This window comes from Streptomyces olivochromogenes (assembly GCF_001514115.1).
In the GTDB taxonomy this organism is placed as follows: domain Bacteria; phylum Actinomycetota; class Actinomycetes; order Streptomycetales; family Streptomycetaceae; genus Streptomyces; species Streptomyces olivochromogenes.
In genome coordinates this window covers 365,266-385,128 of sequence record NZ_KQ948455.1, presented here as the reverse complement: position 1 = coordinate 385,128, position 19,863 = coordinate 365,266, and the positions used below count along the sequence as shown (strand labels likewise).

Annotated in this window: 23 protein-coding genes and 1 pseudogene; 14 read left to right on the top strand and 10 right to left on the bottom strand. The window is 70.3% G+C overall.

Annotation, left to right across the window (positions count from 1 at the left end):
* The first annotated feature begins 84 nt into the window (after positions 1-84).
* The 6 genes and pseudogenes from sodN (at position 85) to AQJ27_RS16830 (ending at position 3,660) form a co-directional block, all read left to right on the top strand.
* The gene (gene sodN, locus AQJ27_RS16850) at positions 85-480 is read left to right on the top strand and encodes a superoxide dismutase, Ni (RefSeq protein WP_004983535.1); all 396 of its coding nucleotides are present in this window, start codon (positions 85-87) and stop codon (positions 478-480) included.
* A gap of 204 nt (positions 481-684) precedes the next feature.
* Positions 685-864: pseudogene (locus AQJ27_RS60810) on the top strand (MmyB family transcriptional regulator); the annotation flags it as partial.
* Positions 865-984: 120 nt separating this feature from the next.
* Complete coding sequence (locus tag AQJ27_RS58665) at positions 985-1,410, top strand: helix-turn-helix transcriptional regulator (RefSeq protein WP_054228117.1); 426 nt, start codon at positions 985-987, stop codon at positions 1,408-1,410.
* 86 nt (positions 1,411-1,496) lie between these two features.
* Positions 1,497-1,913 (top strand): VOC family protein, encoded by a 417-nt coding sequence (locus AQJ27_RS16840; protein WP_060898644.1) that lies wholly within the window; start codon positions 1,497-1,499, stop codon positions 1,911-1,913.
* A gap of 113 nt (positions 1,914-2,026) precedes the next feature.
* Positions 2,027-2,881 (top strand): ATP-grasp domain-containing protein, encoded by an 855-nt coding sequence (locus AQJ27_RS16835; RefSeq protein ID WP_067368754.1) that lies wholly within the window; start codon positions 2,027-2,029, stop codon positions 2,879-2,881.
* A 20-nt stretch (positions 2,882-2,901) separates the two neighbouring features.
* Complete coding sequence (locus AQJ27_RS16830) at positions 2,902-3,660, top strand: VOC family protein (RefSeq protein ID WP_067368751.1); 759 nt, start codon at positions 2,902-2,904, stop codon at positions 3,658-3,660.
* Between the two features lie 56 nt (positions 3,661-3,716).
* On the opposite strand, the gene AQJ27_RS16825 is transcribed toward AQJ27_RS16830, so the two are convergent.
* The 6 genes from AQJ27_RS16825 to AQJ27_RS16800 form a co-directional block, all read right to left on the bottom strand.
* A complete protein-coding gene (locus tag AQJ27_RS16825) occupies positions 3,717-4,049 on the bottom strand; it encodes a DUF952 domain-containing protein (protein ID WP_067368748.1) in 333 nt (110 codons plus the stop codon).
* Positions 4,050-4,083: 34 nt separating this feature from the next.
* Entirely contained in the window at positions 4,084-4,497 is a 414-nt protein-coding gene (locus tag AQJ27_RS16820; protein WP_067368745.1) for a YciI family protein, read from the bottom strand.
* A 21-nt stretch (positions 4,498-4,518) separates the two neighbouring features.
* On the bottom strand, positions 4,519-4,749 hold the full coding sequence (locus AQJ27_RS16815) for a hypothetical protein (protein WP_067368738.1): 231 nt from the start codon (positions 4,747-4,749) through the stop codon (positions 4,519-4,521).
* Between the two features lie 158 nt (positions 4,750-4,907).
* A complete protein-coding gene (locus tag AQJ27_RS16810; RefSeq protein ID WP_067368734.1) occupies positions 4,908-5,519 on the bottom strand; it encodes a GNAT family N-acetyltransferase in 612 nt (203 codons plus the stop codon).
* 231 nt (positions 5,520-5,750) lie between these two features.
* On the bottom strand, positions 5,751-6,797 hold the full coding sequence (locus AQJ27_RS16805) for a family 2 encapsulin nanocompartment cargo protein polyprenyl transferase (protein ID WP_079065027.1): 1,047 nt from the start codon (positions 6,795-6,797) through the stop codon (positions 5,751-5,753).
* A gap of 176 nt (positions 6,798-6,973) precedes the next feature.
* Positions 6,974-8,380 carry a family 2B encapsulin nanocompartment shell protein gene (locus AQJ27_RS16800; protein ID WP_067368731.1) on the bottom strand — a complete coding sequence of 469 codons (1,407 nt, stop codon included), beginning with the start codon at positions 8,378-8,380 and terminating at the stop codon, positions 6,974-6,976.
* A gap of 265 nt (positions 8,381-8,645) precedes the next feature.
* Here AQJ27_RS16800 and AQJ27_RS16795 point away from each other — a divergent pair, with 265 nt between their 5' ends.
* The 3 genes from AQJ27_RS16795 to AQJ27_RS16785 all read left to right on the top strand — a co-directional run bounded on the left by AQJ27_RS16795 (position 8,646) and on the right by AQJ27_RS16785 (position 10,663).
* Positions 8,646-8,879, top strand: a complete 234-nt coding sequence (locus AQJ27_RS16795; RefSeq protein WP_067368728.1) for a hypothetical protein — start codon at positions 8,646-8,648, stop codon at positions 8,877-8,879.
* Positions 8,880-9,060: 181 nt separating this feature from the next.
* Positions 9,061-9,651 (top strand): N-acetylmuramoyl-L-alanine amidase, encoded by a 591-nt coding sequence (locus tag AQJ27_RS16790; protein WP_067368726.1) that lies wholly within the window; start codon positions 9,061-9,063, stop codon positions 9,649-9,651.
* A 55-nt stretch (positions 9,652-9,706) separates the two neighbouring features.
* The gene (locus tag AQJ27_RS16785; RefSeq protein WP_067368722.1) at positions 9,707-10,663 is read left to right on the top strand and encodes a 1-aminocyclopropane-1-carboxylate deaminase/D-cysteine desulfhydrase; all 957 of its coding nucleotides are present in this window, start codon (positions 9,707-9,709) and stop codon (positions 10,661-10,663) included.
* 16 nt (positions 10,664-10,679) lie between these two features.
* Here AQJ27_RS16785 and AQJ27_RS16780 read toward each other — a convergent pair whose 3' ends face one another.
* On the bottom strand, positions 10,680-12,275 hold the full coding sequence (locus AQJ27_RS16780; protein WP_067369327.1) for a Na+/H+ antiporter: 1,596 nt from the start codon (positions 12,273-12,275) through the stop codon (positions 10,680-10,682).
* Between the two features lie 61 nt (positions 12,276-12,336).
* Here AQJ27_RS16780 and AQJ27_RS16775 point away from each other — a divergent pair, with 61 nt between their 5' ends.
* The 3 genes from AQJ27_RS16775 (at position 12,337) to AQJ27_RS16765 (ending at position 14,363) form a co-directional block, all read left to right on the top strand.
* Positions 12,337-12,597, top strand: coding sequence for a UBP-type zinc finger domain-containing protein (locus AQJ27_RS16775; RefSeq protein WP_067368719.1), 261 nt, complete (start codon positions 12,337-12,339; stop codon positions 12,595-12,597).
* 261 nt (positions 12,598-12,858) lie between these two features.
* On the top strand, positions 12,859-13,272 hold the full coding sequence (locus AQJ27_RS16770; RefSeq protein ID WP_067368715.1) for an ATP-binding protein: 414 nt from the start codon (positions 12,859-12,861) through the stop codon (positions 13,270-13,272).
* Entirely contained in the window at positions 13,269-14,363 is a 1,095-nt protein-coding gene (locus AQJ27_RS16765; RefSeq protein WP_067368713.1) for an RNA polymerase sigma factor SigF, read from the top strand. The genes AQJ27_RS16770 and AQJ27_RS16765 overlap by 4 nt, the downstream gene beginning before the upstream one ends.
* Positions 14,364-14,403: 40 nt before the next feature.
* Here AQJ27_RS16765 and AQJ27_RS16760 read toward each other — a convergent pair whose 3' ends face one another.
* The gene (locus AQJ27_RS16760) at positions 14,404-14,853 is read right to left on the bottom strand and encodes a hypothetical protein (protein ID WP_067368710.1); all 450 of its coding nucleotides are present in this window, start codon (positions 14,851-14,853) and stop codon (positions 14,404-14,406) included.
* Positions 14,854-15,011: 158 nt separating this feature from the next.
* On the opposite strand from AQJ27_RS16760, the gene AQJ27_RS16755 reads away from it, so the two are divergent.
* Together AQJ27_RS16755 and AQJ27_RS16750 are read left to right on the top strand one after the other, a co-directional pair.
* On the top strand, positions 15,012-15,980 hold the full coding sequence (locus AQJ27_RS16755) for a diacylglycerol/lipid kinase family protein (RefSeq protein ID WP_067368707.1): 969 nt from the start codon (positions 15,012-15,014) through the stop codon (positions 15,978-15,980).
* 319 nt (positions 15,981-16,299) lie between these two features.
* Positions 16,300-16,557 carry a WhiB family transcriptional regulator gene (locus AQJ27_RS16750; RefSeq protein WP_006380970.1) on the top strand — a complete coding sequence of 86 codons (258 nt, stop codon included), beginning with the start codon at positions 16,300-16,302 and terminating at the stop codon, positions 16,555-16,557.
* A gap of 221 nt (positions 16,558-16,778) precedes the next feature.
* Here AQJ27_RS16750 and AQJ27_RS16745 read toward each other — a convergent pair whose 3' ends face one another.
* Both AQJ27_RS16745 and AQJ27_RS16740 read right to left on the bottom strand, forming a co-directional pair.
* Positions 16,779-18,245 (bottom strand): sensor histidine kinase, encoded by a 1,467-nt coding sequence (locus AQJ27_RS16745; protein WP_054228133.1) that lies wholly within the window; start codon positions 18,243-18,245, stop codon positions 16,779-16,781.
* A 466-nt stretch (positions 18,246-18,711) separates the two neighbouring features.
* Positions 18,712-19,788 (bottom strand): SIS domain-containing protein, encoded by a 1,077-nt coding sequence (locus AQJ27_RS16740; RefSeq protein WP_067368705.1) that lies wholly within the window; start codon positions 19,786-19,788, stop codon positions 18,712-18,714.
* Positions 19,789-19,863: the final 75 nt, after the last annotated feature.

Below are 19,863 nucleotides of genomic sequence, written 5' to 3'. Positions count from 1 at the left end.
AAGCCCATGGGGGCACTCGAGAAAAGACGTCTCCTACGGAGTAATGTCCCACCTGAGAAGACGATCACGAGGAAGGACAGCTCAATGCTCTCCCGCCTGTTTGCCCCCAAGGTCAAGGTCAGCGCGCACTGCGACCTGCCCTGCGGCGTGTACGACCCGGCCCAGGCCCGCATCGAGGCGGAGTCGGTGAAGGCCGTCCAGGAAAAGATGGCCGGCAACGACGACCCGCACTTCCAGGCTCGCGCCACGGTCATCAAGGAGCAGCGCGCCGAGCTCGCCAAGCACCACGTGTCGGTGCTCTGGAGCGACTACTTCAAGCCCCCGCACTTCGAGAAGTACCCGGAGCTGCACCAGCTGGTCAACGACACCCTGAAGGCCCTCTCGGCCGCCAAGGCGTCCACGGACCCGGCCACGGGCCAGAAGGCGCTGGACTACATCGCCCAGATCGACAAGATCTTCTGGGAGACCAAGAAGGCCTGACCTTTGGTCATACGGCTCGACCCGCGACCTGTTCGGTTTCTCCGGTCGCACGGTCCCTCTGCCCGCACCCGGCCCGCGGGACGCCGAACACGGCGTCCATGACGGTCCGGGTGCGGTCTTCTTTGCGCCGCGGACCAGGGCCTTCTCTCCGGGTGCGAGCCGGTCCGCGGGGACGGCGACGTACTCGGCCGCCCCGCCGATGGTGTGCAGGTCGCGGCCGAGCCCGGGCATCCGCGTGGCGTCGAGCTGGTCGGTGAACTCGCCGTCCGCGGTGACGAGTTCGCGGGCCTGTGGGCGCGTCATGACATGGCGGAGACCACGCGCGGCCGGATGCGCGTCCGTCACCCGCCGGTCGGGGAGCTGAACCTGGACTGGGACGCGTACCCGACGCCGAGCGTCTCCAGCCTCTCGCCGGCCTGTTCGTCGCCCCCGGCCCGGCGGCCGCGTCCCGTCCACGGCCTTGACCCACCGGCCTCTGTCAGTGGCGCGTGTCATCCTGAGGAAATGACTCTGGAGGATCTGGTCCGGCTGCGCCGGGCACGCGACCGGATGGACCGCGAGTACGCGGAGCCGCTGGACGTCGCCGCGCTCGCGCGCACCGCGCTGATGTCACCCGGGCACTTCCAGCGGAGCTTCCGGGCGGCGTACGGGGAGACGCCGTACAGCTATCTCATGACCCGCCGAATAGAGCGGGCCAAGGCCCTGTTGCGGCGGGGCGACCTGACGGTGACGGAGGTCTGCCTCGCCGTGGGTTGTACGTCGCTGGGTTCGTTCAGCTCCCGCTTCACGGAGCTGGTCGGCGAGACCCCGAGCGCGTACCGGGCCCGGCCGCACGACCACGGCGCCCCGATCCCGCCGTGCGTGGCCCAGCGCCTGACCCGCCCGACCCGCCACCGCAACCCGGAAGCGGAACCGGGTACACGCCTCTAGGGCCTGTCCGGCCGACCACGGTGGAGAAAAGTTGCCACACCCCGCGTCTCCGGCGTGATCGGCCGGACAGGTCCTAGCGTGGGGCCATGGACCTGAAACTCTCACAGTGCTTCATCGCCGTGGACGACCATGACAAAGCGCTCGCCTTCTATCGGGACGTCCTCGGCCTGGAGGTCCGGGGTGACGTCGCCTTCGAGGGGATGCGCTGGGTGACGGTCGGCTCCCCGCTCCAGCCGGACGTCCAGATCGTCCTGGAGCCCCCCGCCGCGAGCCCGGACATCTCCCCCGCCGACAAACAGGCCATGGCCGAGCTCCTCGCCAAGGGCGTCCTGCGCGGTGTCATCTTCTCCACCGCCGACTGCGACGCCCTCTACGAACGCGTGCGCGCCTCCGGCGCCGACGTCCTCCAGGAGCCGATGGACCAGCCGTACGGCGTCCGCGACTGCGCCTTCCGCGACCCGGCGGGCAACCTCCTCCGCTTCACCGAACGCCCCGATGCCTGACCCCCGCCACCCCCGCATCGGCCGGCGGGAGGGAGACTACGTCCGTGTGTTCGGTGGGAGCGGGTCGCCCATGGAACGGAACGTCTGAAGTCCCGTAGTCCGAGGAGTCGTCAATGCCGTCCGCGCGCCCCCGCGTCCTCTACGTCAGTGACCTGGCCTACCCGGCCAAGGGGCGGCGGTACTGCGACGAGGACATCTTCCTCACCTCCCGGCTGCGCGAGGAGTTCGACCTCGCCGTGTGCCACCCCCTGGACGCGGCCGCGCTGATGACCGGCTTCGACGCCGTGGTCGTGCGGAACAGCGGGCCCGTGCTGCACTACCAGGCGCACTACGACGCGTTCCGGAAGCAGGCGGTCGCGGAAGGTGTCCGCGTGTACAACCAGCTGTCCGGCAAGGGGGACATGGCGGGGAAGGGGTACCTGCTGGACCTCACCGCGGCGGGGTTCCCGGTCATCCCGACCATCGACCGCGCGGACGACCTCGACCGGCTTCCGGACGTCGACACCTACGTCGTGAAGCCCAAGCTGGGAGCGGATTCCATCGGCCTGGAGTTCGTACCGCGCGACCGGCTGCGCGAACTGTCGTACGACAACATCCTCGTCCAGCCACGCATCGACTTCCGCTACGAGGTGTCCTTCTACTTCGTCGACCACACCTTCCAGTACGCCCTGTACGCCCCCCGCCCGGACGAGCGCTGGGCCCTGGAACCGTACGAGCCGACCGAGCGGGACCGGGAGTTCGCGCAGCGGTTCGTCGACTGGAACGACATCGCGTACGGCATCCAGCGCGTCGACGCCTGCCGGGCCCCCGACGGCGAGCTGCTCCTCGTGGAGCTGGAGGACCTGAACCCTTATCTGTCCCTGGACGTGCTCTCCCCCGACGCGCGGGACGCCTTCGTCTCGCGGGTGAAAACATCGTTGCGCGGGCTGATCGGACAGGAGACGGTACGAGCCGCACACGGCGTCTGAGAGGGAGCGGGAAACGACCCATGGCTGACCCCATTCGATGGACCTACGCCTTCGTCGACCGGCCCATGAAGGGCTTCGCTCGCGCCTGCGGCTTCTGGACCTCGGTCACGGCGACGAAGCTGTCCGAACCGCGCGGTGAGCAGGGCGAGTTCGTGACCCTGCTCCCCGACGGTACCGATGCCTGCGTCAAAGCGCAGGGCGTCGACGCGGGCGACGGCGGCGCCCATCTCGACCTCGCCGTCGAGGACGTACCGGCGCTGGCGGAGTCGGCCCGGCAGCTCGGCGCCGAGATCGTCACCGCCGAAGAGGACCTGGTCGTCCTGCGCTCCCCCGGTGGTCAGCCGTTCTGCGCGGTCCGCTGGCACGGCGAGTCGGCGCGGCCTCCGGTCGTTCCGGGCCCCACCGGCGCCACCAGCCGCCTCGACCAGGTGTGCCTGGACGTGGCGCCCACCCGCTTCGAGGCCGAAGTCGCCTTCTGGAGCGCCCTGACCGGATGGGAGTCGCACCCCGGCGCGCTCCCGGAGTTCCACCTGCTCAGGCCGCCCGCCGGGCTCCCCTTCCGCATCCTCCTGCAACGCCTCGACACCGCCCGCCCCGCCGCCGCCCACCTCGACCTCGCCTGCTCGGACATCAAGGCGGTACGCGCCCACCACGAGCGGCTCGGAGCCGTGCTCGTCGGCCACGGTGCCCGCTGGGCCGTCATGCGGGACCCGGTCGGCGGCACCTACTGCCTGACCGGCCGGGACCCCGCGACGGGCAGCCTCCCGGCCCCGGCCTGATCCGAAGAACGACCCGAGGCGGACGACCCGAGCCGGACAGCCTTACGCGGACAGCCTTACGCGGACTCCCACACCTCCACGTCCACCACGGCCGCCACCGGAATCGGCCCGTAGATGTGCGGGAACTCCTCGCCCCCGGGCTTGACCGCCTCGTAGCGCACCGGCACGTCCAGCCGTTCGGGATCGATGACCAGGAGCACCAGCTCGTCGGGGCCGTCGTACCCGCCGTACAGGAAGGAGGCGACCCCGGGGACCTGGTGCCGCAGCGAGCAGTGGATGAAGCCCTCCTCCTGGAGGGTGCGGCCACGGGTGGACATCTCGTACGCGCCGGACGCGCGCGCCGCGTCCCACAGGGAGCGCTCGGTGAGGTGCAACAGGAGTTCGGACATGCCGCCACGCTACGTTCCCGTGGGCGTATCCCGCTCAGATGTCTCCGGCGCCGTCCAGGAGGGGGCGGATGACCACCGGGTAGTTCGTGGCGCCCTCGGGGCCGGGGCAGCGGGTGACGCGCTCGGCGATCTCGGTGACCCGCTCCAGGCTCTCGCACTCCAGTACCCAGTAGCCGGCGATCAGCTCCTTGGTCTCGCTGTACGGCCCGTCGGTGACGACGGCCTTCCCGTCCTGCCCGGCCGTGACCAGGCGGGTCTGTGCCGGCTCGGCCAGCCCCTGCCCGTCGACGAGTTCGCCGGACTTCGAGAGGTCGTCGTTGATCGCGCCCATGTACGCGTACATCGCCTGCAGCTCCTGCTCGCTCCAGGCCGGGGCGTGCGCGGAGCCCTTGCCCCGCATGCCCTCGTAGTCCGCCTGCGTGCCCTGCACCATCACCAGGTACTTCATGAGTCGGCTCCCTCGGCTTCCTCATTTTTCCGCGACGGACTCCCCGGGATGCTCCCGGGGCTCCCCGGTGCCCCTGCCGGGTTCGGCTCCGGCCCCGGCGCCGGGCTCGCCGACGTACGTCTCGCACTCCGGGTTGTGGCAGGGGCCGGGACCCCATACGGGAACGAACGCGCCCAGCGTCTTGTGGCGCCGCACGACGGTGGTGGTGACCGGCTGCCGGCAGGCGGGGCAGACATGCTCATCGGTGCCCATGCATTCAGGGTAGGGCGGGAGACGCTTCAGCGCTTCCTGCTGTACGTCCGCGCGAAGACGCCGTTCTCGAACGCGCGCACCTCGTCGAGCAGCGCCCCCGCGAGCCGTACACAACCGCACAGACAGATGCCGAACCCGCTGTCCTCCGACGTGCCCGATCAGGCTCCCCGCCCGGGCTGCGGCTCGCGCCACATCGGCCACATCCGCGGACCGTCCGGCAGGTCGAGAGGGCGCCCCGTGAGGTCGAAGCCGAGACGCTCGTAGAGCCGGCGGCTGTCGGCGTTGCTCGCCTCCAGATAGGCGGGCAGGCCCTCGCGGTCGCAGCGGTCGAGGACCGACCGGACCAGCGCGGTGCCGAGGCCCTCGCCCTGGCGGCCCGGCGCCACGCCGATCATCCACAGGTACTCGTGGGCGCGGCCCGCGGGGTGGATCCCGGCCGTCAGGCGGCCTATCAGCTCGACCCGCTCGTTGTCCGGGTCGACGGCCTCACGCAGCCGTACCGGACCGTCGTCCTCGTCGTCGGCATGGCCGGCGTCGGCGGGCACGGACAGCCACAGCGCGCACGCCGTGCCGTCCTCCGTGACGTCGACGCGGCCCTCGGCGAGCACGACCTCGGTGAACATCCCCATCAGCCCCGGGTGCTTGGCGCGGCGATGCGCCGCGTCCGGAAAGACCCAGACACTCACCGGGTCGTCCTGGAACGCCTCGTCGAGCAGCCTGGTGACCAGCTCCCGATCGCCCTCGTCCGCCGTCCGGATCACCACACCCATGTCCCACCCTCTCGCCTCAACCGCCGCTGATCGTACGGCTGTTGCAGCCTAGGGCCTGTCGGACCCGCTCGGTCCGAGAGGGGCGGGCCCCGCGCACCGTGGGGATGCGCGGGACCCGCCCCGGCCGGGGCCCGGTGCCGTACGGAGGTCAGGTGCCGTACGGTCCCGGAGGCCCCGGGGTCTTCAACCGCCCTTCTGAAGGGTCGAACGCCATCTGAAAGGTCGAACGGGTCAGTTGCTGCGCCGTGTCACGAACTCCGCGAGCGCGAGGAGGCCGCCCGCCGCCTCCGGGTCGGGGATCGCCCGGGACAGCTCGTGCATCGCCCGGGACATCCGGTCGGCCGCCTGGAGCTGCGCCCAGTCACGGCCGCCCGCCCGCTCGACGGCCAGCACCGTGCGCTCCAGCTCCCCTTCCTCGTAGGGAACTCCGTACAGCTCGGCGAGTTCCGTCGCCGCCGGGGTGCCGGAGGCGAGCGCGGCGACCACGGGCAGGGACTTCTTGCGGGCGATGAGGTCCGCCCCGGCCGGCTTGCCGGTGCGGCTCGGGTCCCCCCAGATCCCGATCACGTCGTCGATCAGCTGGAAGGCGAGCCCGGCCTCCCGGCCGAACGCGTCCAGCGCGTCGACGTCCTCCTCGTCCGCCCCCGCGTACAGCCCGCCGAGCGCACACGCGCAGCCGAGCAGCGCGCCGGTCTTGGCCTCGGCCATGGCGAGCACTTCGTCGAGGGTGACCTCGGCGGGTCCGCGCTTCTCCATGGCCGTGTCCGCGTGCTGCCCCTCGCACAGCTCGACGACGCAGGACGCGAGCCGGGCGGCGGCGGCCTGGGACGCCGGGTGCGAGTCCTCGGCCAGCAGCCGCTGGGCGAGCGCCTGCATGGCGTCCCCGGCGAGGATCGCGTCGGCGTCGCCGAACACGGTCCACGCGGTGGGGCGGTGTCTGCGGGTGGTGTCCCGGTCCATGACGTCGTCGTGCAACAGCGTGAAGTTGTGGATCAACTCCACGGCGGCCGCCGCCTGTACGGCGGCCGCGTGCTGACCGCCGAGCGCTCCCGTGGCGGTGAGCACCAGAGCCGGGCGGATCGCCTTGCCCGCGTTGCCCGCCGCCGGGGTGCCGTCCGCGTGCTCCCAGCCGAAGTGGTAGAGCGCGATCCGGCGCATGGATCCCGGCAGCGAGTCGATGGCCCTGCGCAGCTCGGGGTCGACGGACGCCCGGGCGTACTCCAGGATGCCCGCCGCCTCCTGTCCGTCCAGCTGGCCGGGCGCGACCTGCCGATCCATGGGCCTCCCGTCCGCGCAACCGCCGCCCGTCCCGTCCGCGCAACCGCCGCCCAACGGCCTGCCCTCCTTGGGCTTGCCGATGGGGCCCCGCCTGTCCAGGGTCTCGGCCGGACTCCGCCTCGTCCCCGGTGTTCCCGCCTGATCGGGCGGGAACACGACGGCCGGCGTCGGGAAGGTCACCGCCAGCGGCCGATCTCGACGTTCTCCAGGATGCCGAGGGCGTCCGGCACGAGAACCGCCGCCGAGTAGTACGCCGTCACCAGGTAGGAGATGATCGCCTGTTCGTTGATGCCCATGAAGCGCACCGACAGGCTCGGCTCGATCTCGTCCGGGATGCCCGCCTGCTGGAGGCCGATGACACCCTGTTCGGCCTCGCCGGTACGCATGGCGATGATCGAGGTCGTACGGGTGTCGCTGACGGGGATCTTGTTGCACGGGAACAGCGGCACACCGCGCCAGGTCGGGACGCGGTTGCCCGCGATCTCGATGCTCTCGGGGACCAGTCCGCGTTTGTTGCACTCGCGGCCGAACGCGGAGATCGCGCGCGGGTGGGCGAGGAACAGCTTGGTGCCACGCCGGCGGCTGAGCAGCTCGTCCAGGTCGTCGGGGCTGGGCACGCCGTCGTGCGGCTGGAGCCGCTGGTCGTATTCGCAGTTGTTGAGCAGTCCGAACTCCCGGTTGTTGATGAGCTCGTGCTCCTGGCGCTCCTTCAGCGCCTCGACGGTGAGGCGGAGCTGCTGCTCCGTCTGGTTCATCGGCTGGTTGTAGAGATCGGCCACACGCGTGTGCAGGCGCAGCACGGTCTGGGCGATGCTCAGTTCGTACTCGCGCGGCGCGGCCTCGTAGTCCACGAAGGTGCCGGGGATGTCCTGCTCCCCGGTGTGGCCGGCCGCGAGGTCGATCTCCTTCTCGCCGTACTTGTTGGTGCGCTGCTCCGGAATCGCGCGCAGCGACGTGAGGTGCTCGCGCAGGGAGTCGGAGCGCTCGGCGACCTGCTCGAGGTCCTGACGGGGCAGCGCGAGCACGGTGACCGCGGTGACGGCGCGGGCCGTGTACTCCCAGATGGCGTCCGGGTCGATGAGCGCCTGCTCGCCGAAGTACGCGCCGTCGGCGAGGACGCCGAGGACCGCGTCGTCGCCGTACGGGCCGGTGCCGATCTTCTCCACCTTGCCGTGCGCGAGCAGGAACACCTCGTCGGACGGGCTGCCGAACGAGGCGAGCACTTCGCCCGGTACGAACTCCCGCTGCTGGCACCGCTGGGCGAGCTCGCCGAGCACCTCCTGATCCTCGAACGAGCGGAGCACGGACAGCTCGCCGAGCTCCGCGGGGATGACCTGCACACGGTCACCGGTCTTCACGAACGTCACGCGGCCGTCGCCCACGGAGTAGCTGAGCCGCCGGTTCACGCGGTACGTGCCACCCTGCACGTTCACCCACGGAAGCATGCGCAGCAGCCACCGTGAGCTGATCTCCTGCATCTGGGGTGCGGACTTGGTCGTGGTGGCCAGGTTCCGCGCGGCGGATGTGCCGAGACTCTGCTGCGGCTTGCCCTGACCCGCACGGACCTCTTCGCCTACCGACATGAAAATTGCCCTCCCGGTCATGCGCTGATCTGCGCCGACCAGCCTTCCATCACGGAGCGTGCCGGTGCTATTACACGAATGAGCGGGAATGGATCACGGGGGATTGGGCAGAGGGTCCGCTTTTGTCGATCGATCGAACAGCCGGAGCCGTCGCCCTCGAACAGCCGGAGTCCCCGCCTTCGAACAGTGCGGAGCCGTTGCGAGCGGGAACTCCGAGATCAGGCCAACCGTTTGACGCGGTGACGGACGACGACAGGAGACGGCAATGGCAGGCTTCCTGGACCGCGCCAAGGAACAGGCGCAGCGAGGGCTCACGCAGGGCAAGCAGAAGCTCGACGAGGTGCAGGCACAGCGCGCGGGCGCCGACCTCCTGAAGAAACTGGGCGCGGCGTACTACGCGGAGCGGCGCGGCAGCGGCTCCCCCGCGGCGACCCAGCAGGCCCTGCAGGCGTTGGAGAGCCACATCGCTGCGAACGGGGACGCGTTCCTGCACTCCTGACGGGCCTCGCGGACGCACCGCGAACGCTCCGTGAACGCGCTGGTCAGATGCGCCCACGCCCCTGACCGGATCGACTCGCACACCGTACGAACGGCTGGGCCGGAGCCCTGGGTTCCGGGTACAAGCTGCGGTACGAGACGGCCGCGACCGGTGGCCGCCGCGCAGTGCGAAGGAGGCGGTCATGGCCCCACCCATGTCCGCGGGCGGTTTCCAGAACCAGCTCAAGGAGGAAGGCGTCACCGTCGTCGAGGTCGGCGACTGGGAGCATCACAACCGCAATCACAAGGGGCCCTGGGGTCCGGTGCACGGCGTGATGATCCACCACTCGGTGACCTCGGGCAGCGAGCACACCGTCGGGATCTGCCGTGCGGGCCGCCCGGACCTGCCCGGTCCGCTGTGCCACGGCGTCATCACCAAGGACGGTGTCCTGCACCTCGTGGGCTACGGCCGGGCCAACCACGCGGGTCTGGGTGACGACGACGTGCTGCGCGCCGTGATCGCGGAGAAGGCGCTCCCGCCGGACAACGAGGCGAACACCGACGGCAACCGCCACTTCTACGGCTTCGAGTGCGAGAACCTCGGCGACGGAAAGGATCCGTGGCCCGAGGCGCAGCTGGAGGCCATCGAGAAGGTCGCGGCCGCGATCTGCCGCCACCACGGCTGGACGGAGCGTTCGGTCATCGGCCACCTGGAGTGGCAGCCGGGCAAGGTCGACCCGCGCGGCTTCACGATGGCCTCGATGAGAGAGCGCGTCCGCGACCGCCTCAAGTGACGGACGGGCACGGGGTGGCCGCCCGCATACCGGACAGGTGTCCGACAATGGTGGGGTGCCCAGCCCCGCAACCCCGGACGGCCCGACCACCCCGGCCGCTCCGGACGTCCCCGAAGCGCTCGACCCGACCGTTCTGCGGCCGAGGCTGCCCTCGCCGCTGTGTCAGGTCACGGACGAGCGCTTCACGCGCCATGGCGTGCGGCTGCTGCTCAAGCGGGACGATCTGATCCACCCGGAGCTGATCGGCAACAAGTGGCGCAAGCTCGCCCCGAACCTCCGCGCGGCGGCGGGCCGCACGGTGGTCACGTTCGGCGGCGCGTACTCCAACCATCTGCGCGCCACCGCCGCCGCGGGCCGCCTCCTCGGGCTGACGACCGTGGGGGTGGTCCGCGGCCAGGAGCTGGCCGACCGCCCCCTCAACCTCTCACTGACCCGCTGCGCGGCCGACGGCATGCGACTGCACTTCGTCGACAGATCGACGTATCGCCGCAAAAGTGAACCGGAGACGCTGGCCGCCCTGCTGCGCTCGGTGGACGCCGAGGACGCGTACGTCGTCCCGGAGGGCGGCAGCAACACTCTTGCCGTACGCGGCTGCCGGGAACTCGGCGCGGAGCTGAGGGGCCATGGCGGTGTCGACGTGGCCGCCCTGGCCTGCGGCACCGGTGGCACCCTCGCCGGCCTGGCCGCCGGCCTCGCCCCCGACCAGCGGGCCCTGGGGATCCCCGTCCTCAAGGGCGGCTTCCTGGGGAGCGATATAAGCGCCCTCCAGGAAGCCGCCTTCGGCGGCCGGCGCGGCACCTGGTCACTCGACGACCGCTTCCACTTCGGCGGCTACGCCCGCTCCACGCCCGAACTCGACACCTTCGCCGCGGACTTCGAACAGCGCCACGGCCTGCCCGTGGAGCGTCTCTATGTCGCCAAGATGCTCTACGGACTTGTCACCCTGGTGGAGGAGGGGGCGTTCGCGCGGGGGACGACGGTGGCGGCGGTGATCACGGGGGCACCGTTCTGAGCCCTCGTCCGACGCCTCACGCCGCTTCCCGGTAGGCCGCCGCCTCCTCCAGGTCGAGTCTGCGCAGGAGCGTGCGGAGCATCTCGTCGTCGATGTAGCGGTGGTCGCGGAGTTTCACGAATATCTCGCGTTCGGCGCTGATCATCTCGCGGGACAGGCGGCGGTAGGTGTCGTCGGCGGTCTCCCCGGTCACCGGGTTGACGGCGCCGAGCCGTTCCCAGACGGCGTTGCGGCGGCGTTCCAGGACCGAGCGGAGCCGGTCGGCGAGCGGCGGGGGCAGGGCGTTGCGCTCGTCGGTGAGGAGTTCGTCGAGGCGCTCCTCGGCGACCCGGGACGCCTGCGCCTGGGCGTTCGCCTCGGCGAGCGTCTCGGCCTGGACGTCGCGCCCCGGCAGCTTCAGCAGGCGGATGAGAGGGGGCAGGGTCAGCCCCTGGACGACCAGGGTCCCGATCACGGTGGTGAAGGTGAGGAAGAGGAGCAGGTTGCGATCGGGGAAGGAGGCACCCCCGTGCACGGTGAGCGGGATGGAGAAGGCGATGGCGAGCGAGACCACCCCTCGCATTCCGGCCCAGCCGATGACGAACGGGCCCTTCCAGGTGGGGGCCCCCTCGCGCTCCCGGACGCGCGCCGACAGGATCCGGGGCAGGAAGGTGGCGGGATAGACCCACAGGAACCGGGCGGCGACCACGACGAGGAAGACGGCCACCGCATACCAGGCGGCCTGGGCTCCCTGGAACTGGCCGAGGCCCTTGAGGACGACCGGCAGTTGCAGTCCGATCAGGGCGAACACCGCCGACTCCAGGACGAACGCGACCATCGTCCACACCGCCTCCTCCTGGAGCCGGGTCGCGAAGTCCACCTCCCAGGCACGGTGCCCGAGGTAGAGCGCGACGACGACCACCGCGAGCACTCCGGAGGCGTGCACCTTCTCGGCGATCCCGTACGCGACGAAGGGGATCAACAAGGAGAGGGTGTTCTGGAGAAGCGCCTCCTTCAGGTGCGTGCGCAACCAGTGGATCGGAACCATCAGGACGAGACCGACGACGACACCCCCGACCGCCGCGAGCAGGAACTCACGGATACCGCCCGCCCAGGTCGCGCCCTCGCCGACCGCGGCGGCGAGGGCCACCTTGTAGGCGGTGATCGCGGTCGCGTCGTTCACCAGGGACTCGCCCTGAAGGATCGTGGTGATCCGCGAGGGCAGCCCCACCCGGCGCGCCACCGCCGTGGCCGCCACCGCGTCCGGCGGCGCCACCACCGCTCCGAAGACCAGCGCCGCGGGCAGCGGCAGGCTCGGCACGAGCAGATAGGTGGCCCAGCCGACGGCCAGCGTCGCGAAGAGCACGTACCCCACCGACAGCAGCGCGATGGGCCGCAGATGCGCCCGAAGATCGAGGTACGAGCTGTCGGTGGCCGCCGTGTACAGCAGCGGGGGCAGCACCAGCGGGAGCACGATCTCCGGGTCGAGTTCGTATCCGGGCACTCCAGGGACGTACGAGATGACCAGGCCCGCCGCGACGAGCAACAGCGGCGCCGGCACCGGGGTGCGACGGGCGAGCCCGGCGACCGCGGCGCTCCCCGCGACCAGCAACAGCAGTGGCAATACGTCCATCGTCTTCCGCCCGCCCTCGTTTTCGCGCGACATCCCGCACGCCCGACGTAACCTGGCAATCATGAAACAGTGCACGCACGCCGACGAGCTGCCGCACCCCGAACCCGGGCCGCTGAGCGAGACCTGCCTGGAATGCCAGGCCGCCGGTACACATCCGGTGCAGTTGCGGCTGTGTCTGAGCTGCGGGCACCTCGGCTGCTGCGACTCCTCGCCGCTGCGGCACGCGACCGGGCATTTCAAGGAGACCGGACATCCCGTGATGCGTACCTTCGAGCCCGGCGAGAGCTGGCGCTGGTGCTTCGTCGACCACGTACTGGCGTGACCCACGGCCCGGACGGTTCGACCGTCTGACGCCTGGGTACGTCAACCCGGCGCGCGCTCTTCCTAATTGGGCCCGCAGACCCCTAGCCACTGTGCGTACTCATAGGCTTACTATGAGTGACAGCAAGGGGCGGGGTCCCCAGGACAAGAAACTTGGGAGCGCGGTAGCGTCACCGCTGAACCACCTAGCGCGTTACCCCGGGGGGCGACCCTCGGCCCCCGAAAAGAGCTCGAAAGAGCTTGTACCACCTTGGAGGTGAGGGTGTCCCAGATCGCAGGCGAGCCCGCGACGAAGGACTTCGTGGAAGTCCGGCTTCCGGCCGCGGGTGCCTACCTGTCGGTGCTGCGTACGGCTACGGCCGGTCTCGCGGCCCGTTTGGACTTCACCCTCGACGAGATCGAGGACCTCCGCATCGCGGTGGACGAGGCCTGCGCGATCCTGTTGCAGCAGGCCGTCCCCGGATCGGTGCTCAGCTGTGTCTTCCGGCTCATCGACGACTCGCTCGAGGTGACGGTCTCCGCTCCGACCACCGATGGTCACGCTCCGTCACGGGACGCGTTCGCGTGGACCGTCCTGTCGGCGCTCGCGGGCAAGGTCGACTCCACCGTCGCCGAGGACAAGACCGTTTCGATCAGCCTCTACAAACAGCGCGGCGCGGGACCCGGGCCGGCGTGAGGAACGGGGACGGGCCGGTGCGGGACGAAGAGCGCGGCACACGGGAGCTTCCCACCGGACGTGTCGACGGCCTCGACGGGCCGCGGCGCGCGGTGGAAGGCGTCGACGGCATCCCCGAACAGGCCCGGCCGCACCCGGAGGACGCACAGGAGAGCCTCTCCGGCCAGGACGACGGGCAACGGGATCCGGAGGGTGCCGCGCCGAGCACGTCCTCGGAAGGGCGGCGGCTGGTGACGGGCGGGACTATGAGCGAGCACGAGCAACACGACAAGCCAGGGGTGCAGAGCGTGCAGGGCACGCAGCACGGGCCGAGCGCCCAGCACATCCAGCACGACCCGCAGGACCGCAGCGGCGCGCGGGCGATGTTCATCGAGCTGCGCAAGCTGCAGGACGGCAGTGCGGAGTACGCGGAGCTGCGCAATCAGCTGGTCCGCATGCACCTCCCGCTCGTCGAGCATCTCGCGCGCCGCTTCCGCAACCGCGGTGAGCCGCTGGACGACCTCACCCAGGTCGCGACCATCGGCCTGATCAAGTCGGTCGACCGCTTCGACCCGGAGCGCGGCGTCGAGTTCTCCACGTACGCGACTCCGACGGTCGTCGGCGAGATCAAGCGGCACTTCCGCGACAAGGGCTGGGCGGTGCGGGTGCCGCGGCGCCTGCAGGAACTGCGCCTGGCCCTGACGACGGCGACGGCCGAGCTGTCGCAACAGCACGGGCGCTCTCCCACGGTCCACGAGCTGGCCGAGAAGCTGGCCATCTCGGAGGAGGAGGTCCTGGAGGGCCTGGAGTCCGCCAACGCGTACTCCACGCTGTCGCTGGACGTCCCCGACACGGACGACGAGTCCCCGGCGGTCGCGGACACACTGGGTGCGGAGGACGAGGCCCTGGAGGGCGTCGAGTACCGGGAGTCGTTGAAGCCCCTGCTCGAGGACCTCCCCCCGAGAGAGAAGCGGATCCTGCTCCTTCGCTTCTTCGGCAACATGACCCAGTCGCAGATCGCACAGGAGGTCGGCATCTCCCAGATGCACGTCTCCCGCCTGCTGGCCCGCACCCTCGCCCAGCTCCGCGAAAAGCTCCTGGTCGAGGAGTGACCGGGCAGCCCCGAGCGGGGGCGCCGCCGGCAGGCCGAAGCTACTTGGTTTCCTCGGCGGCACCGGGGCCACGAATGCCCAGCGCCCGGGTGGTCTCGGAATTGACGAGCAGGACCAGCGCCGTGATCGCGACCACCGCGAGGGCGATTCCGGCAGGGATCGCCACGCTGTCCGCCTGGAGCAGGCTGTAGGCGACGGGCAGCGCCATGATCTGGGTGATGACCGCGGGCCCCCGGCTCCAGCTGCGGCGCAACAGCAGACCGCGGGCGGCCAGCAGGGGCAGCAGCGCGAGCACGATCAGCGTCACACCCAGGGTCACGCCCTGCTGCCGGTCTCCCGAGCCGCCCGTGGCCCCCAGGATCAGCATCCACACGCCCCCCACGGCGAGGACCAACCCCTCCAGCGCGGCCAGCGCGGCCGCGGCGGTCAGCCGTCCGGGACGGGGTTCTGCGGTGGGGGCGTCGGGGGTGGGGATCTGCTCAGCGCTCACCCCTGAAGGGTATCCCTCGGGCCCTGGCGCGCGGCCCGGCCCCGGCCGCTCCCCCACTGCCGCCCGCACCTCACCGTGTCGAGACTCACGCCCCTATCTCTTACCGGATCCCTAACTCTGTCTGGGACCAGTACCCCTCGGTAGGTACGCTGCATCGCATGCGTGCACTTCTCGTGGTCAATCCGGCAGCTACCACCACAAGTGCGCGCACGCGCGATGTCTTGATCCACGCGCTGGCGAGCGAGATGAAGCTCGAGGTGGTCACGACCGAGTACCGCGGGCACGCCCGGGACCTCGGCCGGCAGGCCGCGGAGAGCGACGACATAGAACTGGTGGTCGCGCTCGGCGGCGACGGCACCGTCAACGAGGTCGTGAACGGTCTCCTGCACAACGGCCCCGACCTGGACCGCCTGCCCCGCCTCGCGGTGGTCCCCGGCGGTTCCACCAATGTCTTCGCCCGCGCCCTGGGCCTGCCCAACGACGCCGTGGAGGCCACCGGCGCCCTGCTGGACGCGCTCAGAGAGGACCGCGAGCGCGCGATCGGCCTCGGTCTCGCCGCCGGCACGCCCGGCACCGAGGACGAAGCCGTCCCCTCCCGCTGGTTCACCTTCTGCGCGGGGCTCGGCTTCGACGCGGGGGTGATCGGCCGGGTCGAACAGCAGCGCGAGCGCGGCAAGCGTTCCACCCACGCCCTCTATTTGCGCCAAGTGGCACGTCAGTTTTTGGACGAACCTCACCGCAGGCACGGAAAGATCACGCTGGAGCGGCCCGGCCAGGACCCGGTCACCGATCTTGTGTTGTCCATAATCTGCAACACCTCGCCCTGGACGTTTCTCGGCAATCGTCCGGTGTACGCGTCGCCTAAGGCTTCGTTCGATACCGGGCTCGACGTACTCGCTCTCAACCGCATGTCGACAGGCGCGGTTGCCCGGTATGCCACCCAGTTGCTCACTTCGTCCCCTGAGCGCGGACCCCATGGCAAGCACGCCCTGTCTCTGCACGACCTGACCGACTTCACCTTGCATTCGAAGGCGCCGCTCCCCCTCCAGATGGACGGCGACCACCTGGGACTGCGCACAAGCGTGACGTTCACAGGCGTACGCCGTGCACTGCGTGTGATTGTGTGAGCGGAAGGGCCCAAAGTCCTTTCACTCGAACGTTTAGACCAGGGTCCACCCCATGGAAGTACGGCTGTGACCTAGTCGACACCGAGGAATCAAAAAAAACTTTCCAGAAGGGGTTGTATCCGCCGCTGAGGTTTGCGAGTCTCTACGTGGCGATCGGGACGGCCCGCAACATCGGCCCCACAGAGAGCCAGAACCCCTCCTCAAACCACAGGACCACGTCAGGGAATCCTGGCAGTCGGCCCTTCACTTGTTGAGGGATTCGTGAAAGCGTTCACATTCACAAGCAACGTGCATGTAATACCAAGGAGAGGTAGCAGCCATGGACTGGCGTCACAACGCCGTTTGCCGCGAGGAAGACCCCGAGCTCTTCTTCCCCATCGGCAACACCGGTCCTGCGCTGCTGCAGATCGAGGAAGCCAAGGCCGTCTGCCGCCGCTGCCCCGTCATGGAGCAGTGCTTGCAGTGGGCGCTCGAGTCCGGCCAGGACTCCGGCGTCTGGGGTGGCCTCAGCGAGGACGAGCGCCGCGCGATGAAGCGCCGTGCCGCCCGCAACCGGGCCCGTCAGGCCACCGCCTGACACCCCACCCCGTAACGAGCCTGAGCCCGGCGGCGCGTACAGCGAGTACGCATCTCCCGCCCCCGAGCCGCAGCGCGCAGTACCCCCGATGCGCATAGCAACGTAAGCAGTGGCCCCGGACCTTCTGGTCCGGGGCCACTGTCATGCGCGACTTGAGGGTGCGTCAGGTACTTCTGCTTGTACTTCTGCTCGCGCTTCTGCTCGCGCCCCTACGTGTACTCCTATTTGTGCGCCCGTACCGGAATGTCCAGGATGACCTGCGTGCCGCGCTCCGGAGCCGCCACCATGTCGAAGCTGCCCCCCAACTCGCCCTCCACCAGCGTCCGTACGATTTGCAGCCCGAGGTTGCCCGAACGGTGCGGGTCGAAGCCCTCCGGGAGGCCGACCCCGTCGTCCTGGACCGTGACCAGCAGGCGCGCCTCCTTGCTGGTGCCGCCGCGCACCGCCGAGACCTCGACCGTGCCCCGGTCGCCCTCGCGGAAGCCGTGTTCCAGCGCGTTCTGGAGGATCTCGGTGAGGACCATGGAGAGCGGGGTGGCGACCTCGGCGTCGAGTATGCCGAAGCGGCCGGTGCGGCGGCCGGTGACCTTGCCGGGCGAAATCTCGGCGACCATGGCGAGCACCCGGTCGGCGATCTCGTCGAACTCCACCCGCTCGTCCAGGTTCTGAGACAGCGTCTCATGCACGATGGCGATCGAGCCGACCCGCCGTACGGCCTCCTCCAGTGCCTCACGGCCGCGCTCCGACTCGATGCGCCGGGCCTGGAGCCGCAGCAGCGCCGCCACCGTCTGGAGGTTGTTCTTGACCCGGTGGTGGATCTCCCGGATGGTCGCGTCCTTGGTGATCAACTCGCGTTCGCGGCGGCGCAGTTCGGTCACGTCACGCAGCAGGACGAGCGAACCGACCCGGGTGCCCTTGGGCTTGAGCGGGATCGCGCGCAGCTGGATCACCCCGTCGGCGCTCTCGATCTCGAACTCGCGGGGTGCCCAGCCGCTGGCGACCTTGGACAGGGCCTCGTCCACCGGACCGCGGGACGGGGCGAGTTCCGCGGTGGTCACACCGAGGTGGTGGCCCACCAGGTCGGAGGCGAGGCCGAGGCGGTGGTACGCGGACAGCGCGTTCGGGGACGCGTACTGGACGATGCCGTCGGCGTCGAGGCGGATCAGTCCGTCGCCGACCCGCGGGGAGGCGTCCATGTCGACCTGCTGGCCGGAGAACGGGAAGGAGCCGGCGGCGATCATCTGGGCGAGGTCGGACGCGCTCTGGAGATACGTCAGCTCCAGCCGGCTCGGAGTGCGCACGGTGAGGAGATTGGTGTTGCGCGCGATGACACCGAGGACGCGCCCCTCCCGCCGTACCGGAATGGACTCGACCCGTACCGGCACCTCCTCCCGCCATTCGGGATCGCCCTCGCGCACGATCCGGCCCTCGTCCAGCGCGGCGTCCAGCAGCGGGCGGCGGCCGCGTGGGACGAGGTGGCCGACCATGTCGTCCTGGTACGAGGTCGGCCCGGTGTTGGGCCGCATCTGCGCAACAGAGACATAGCGGGTGCCGTCGCGGGTGGGAACCCACAGCACGAGGTCGGCGAAGGAGAGGTCGGAGAGCAACTGCCACTCCGAGACCAGCAGATGCAACCACTCGAGATCGGAGTCACCGAGAGCGGTGTGCTGGCGGACGAGGTCGTTCATGGAGGGCACATCTGCGAGCGTACCTGGGGGTTTGGCCCGGCTCCGAAAACACCCGCGGGCCGCGGCGCCTGGGAGGGACCCTCAACCCTCCCGGCACCGCAGCCCGGAGCAGCAACGGCCGCGGGGTGTGCGGTCCCGGTCGGCCGAAGGAGAGGACCCGGAGCAGTCAGGGCAGAGAGCGCCGGTTCCTCGGTCCGCCTTCCTGTGCGGGGAAGACGGATGCTTGCGTGGATCGACGCCTCGCCGTAAGCGACGCTTCGTCGATCGAAGGCCTTACCTGCACATTGTGGACTAGACCACGTGCCGCGTCCATGCGTCGGTGGATGTTTGTTGTTGTCTCTTTATCCAACTTCCAACAGCATCCACCACGCAGACTAGCCCGGTTCGGCCCCCGGTGGGGGCCGGATCGGCTCATGAGCGGGGCCGGATCGACTTGGCTCGTGCACCCGTCCGGGGGACGCGTCGGTCAGCGGGTCTCCGTCACCTTCGCCAGGGCGCGCGGCGCGTCCGGGTCCTGGCCGCGGGCGATGGTGACCTCGTAGGCCAGGAGCTGGAGCGGAAGGATCTCAAGGATCGGCTGGAGCTCCTCGGCCACCCCCTCGGTGGGCAGGACGAACCCGGCCGAGGCCTGCTCCACCTGGGCCCGGGGGCCGATGACGACGAGGTCGGCGCCGCGCCCGCGCAGCCGGTCGAGCACGGGCTGGAGCGCCTCGCCGCCCTTGCCGTCGGTGACGACCGCGATGACCGGGGAGATGTTGTCGACCATGGCGAGGGGGCCGTGCAGCAGATCGGCGCCGGAGTACGAGAGGGCAGGGATGTAGCTGGTCTCCATCAGCTTCAGGGCGGCTTCCTTGGCCGTGGGGTAGCCGTAGCCGCGCGAGGTGATCACCATGCGCTCGGCGAAGCGGTAGCGGGAGGCGAGCGTGCGGATCTCCTCCTGGCGGGTGAGGAGGTGCGCGGCGAGATCGGGCAGCGCCTTGGCCGCGGCGCCGTCGCCGCCGCGCAGTCCTTCGACGAAGAGATAGAGGGTGAGGAGGGAGGCCGTGTAGGTCTTGGTGGCGGGCAGGGCCTTCTCGGGTCCGGCCATGATGTCGAGGTGGTACTCGGAGACGGCCGCAAGCGGTGAGTCCGGGTTGTTGGTCACCGCGAGCGTGATGGCGCCGGCCTCACGGGCGGCCCGGGTCGAGGCGACCAGGTCCGGGGAGCCGCCGGACTGACTGACGGTGACGACCAGGACGTCGGTGAGATCGGGCCGCGCGCCGTACGCCGTGGTCGTCGACATCGAGGTGAGCCCGCACGGCAGGCCCAGCTGGATCTCCAGCAGGTACTTCGCGTACAGGGCGGCGTTGTCGGAGGTGCCGCGGGCGGTGAGCAGGACGAAGCGGGGCTCGCGGGCCGCGATCTGCCGGGCCACTTCCTGGATCCGCGGCGCGCCCGCCTCCAGGATCCGGCGCAGCACGTCGGGCTGCTCGGCCATCTCGCGGGCCATGATCCGACCCGGGCGGTCGTCGTCGGTCCGGGGGTCCGGGGTAGGGGCGGACATGGGGCCTCCTGGGGACGTTCCGGTCGTACGCGTCGACCGTGGGCCGGTACGGGGTGGAGCGCGGTGGGGCGGGGT

Excerpts from the sequence above, each read along its gene's own strand:
- sodN (WP_004983535.1), top strand. The coding sequence starts at position 85 with ATGCTCTCCCGCCTGTTTGCCCCCAAGGTCAAGGTCAGCGCGCACTGC.
- AQJ27_RS58665 (WP_054228117.1), top strand. The coding sequence starts at position 985 with ATGACTCTGGAGGATCTGGTCCGGCTGCGCCGGGCACGCGACCGGATG.
- AQJ27_RS16840 (WP_060898644.1), top strand. The coding sequence starts at position 1,497 with ATGGACCTGAAACTCTCACAGTGCTTCATCGCCGTGGACGACCATGAC.
- AQJ27_RS16835 (WP_067368754.1), top strand. The coding sequence starts at position 2,027 with ATGCCGTCCGCGCGCCCCCGCGTCCTCTACGTCAGTGACCTGGCCTAC.
- AQJ27_RS16830 (WP_067368751.1), top strand. The coding sequence starts at position 2,902 with ATGGCTGACCCCATTCGATGGACCTACGCCTTCGTCGACCGGCCCATG.
- AQJ27_RS16825 (WP_067368748.1), bottom strand. The coding sequence starts at position 4,049 with ATGTCCGAACTCCTGTTGCACCTCACCGAGCGCTCCCTGTGGGACGCG.
- AQJ27_RS16820 (WP_067368745.1), bottom strand. The coding sequence starts at position 4,497 with ATGAAGTACCTGGTGATGGTGCAGGGCACGCAGGCGGACTACGAGGGC.
- AQJ27_RS16815 (WP_067368738.1), bottom strand. The coding sequence starts at position 4,749 with ATGGGCACCGATGAGCATGTCTGCCCCGCCTGCCGGCAGCCGGTCACC.
- AQJ27_RS16810 (WP_067368734.1), bottom strand. The coding sequence starts at position 5,519 with ATGGGTGTGGTGATCCGGACGGCGGACGAGGGCGATCGGGAGCTGGTC.
- AQJ27_RS16805 (WP_079065027.1), bottom strand. The coding sequence starts at position 6,797 with ATGGATCGGCAGGTCGCGCCCGGCCAGCTGGACGGACAGGAGGCGGCG.
- AQJ27_RS16800 (WP_067368731.1), bottom strand. The coding sequence starts at position 8,380 with ATGTCGGTAGGCGAAGAGGTCCGTGCGGGTCAGGGCAAGCCGCAGCAG.
- AQJ27_RS16795 (WP_067368728.1), top strand. The coding sequence starts at position 8,646 with ATGGCAGGCTTCCTGGACCGCGCCAAGGAACAGGCGCAGCGAGGGCTC.
- AQJ27_RS16790 (WP_067368726.1), top strand. The coding sequence starts at position 9,061 with ATGGCCCCACCCATGTCCGCGGGCGGTTTCCAGAACCAGCTCAAGGAG.
- AQJ27_RS16780 (WP_067369327.1), bottom strand. The coding sequence starts at position 12,275 with ATGGACGTATTGCCACTGCTGTTGCTGGTCGCGGGGAGCGCCGCGGTC.
- AQJ27_RS16775 (WP_067368719.1), top strand. The coding sequence starts at position 12,337 with ATGAAACAGTGCACGCACGCCGACGAGCTGCCGCACCCCGAACCCGGG.
- AQJ27_RS16755 (WP_067368707.1), top strand. The coding sequence starts at position 15,012 with ATGCGTGCACTTCTCGTGGTCAATCCGGCAGCTACCACCACAAGTGCG.
- AQJ27_RS16750 (WP_006380970.1), top strand. The coding sequence starts at position 16,300 with ATGGACTGGCGTCACAACGCCGTTTGCCGCGAGGAAGACCCCGAGCTC.
- AQJ27_RS16745 (WP_054228133.1), bottom strand. The coding sequence starts at position 18,245 with ATGAACGACCTCGTCCGCCAGCACACCGCTCTCGGTGACTCCGATCTC.
- AQJ27_RS16740 (WP_067368705.1), bottom strand. The coding sequence starts at position 19,788 with ATGTCCGCCCCTACCCCGGACCCCCGGACCGACGACGACCGCCCGGGT.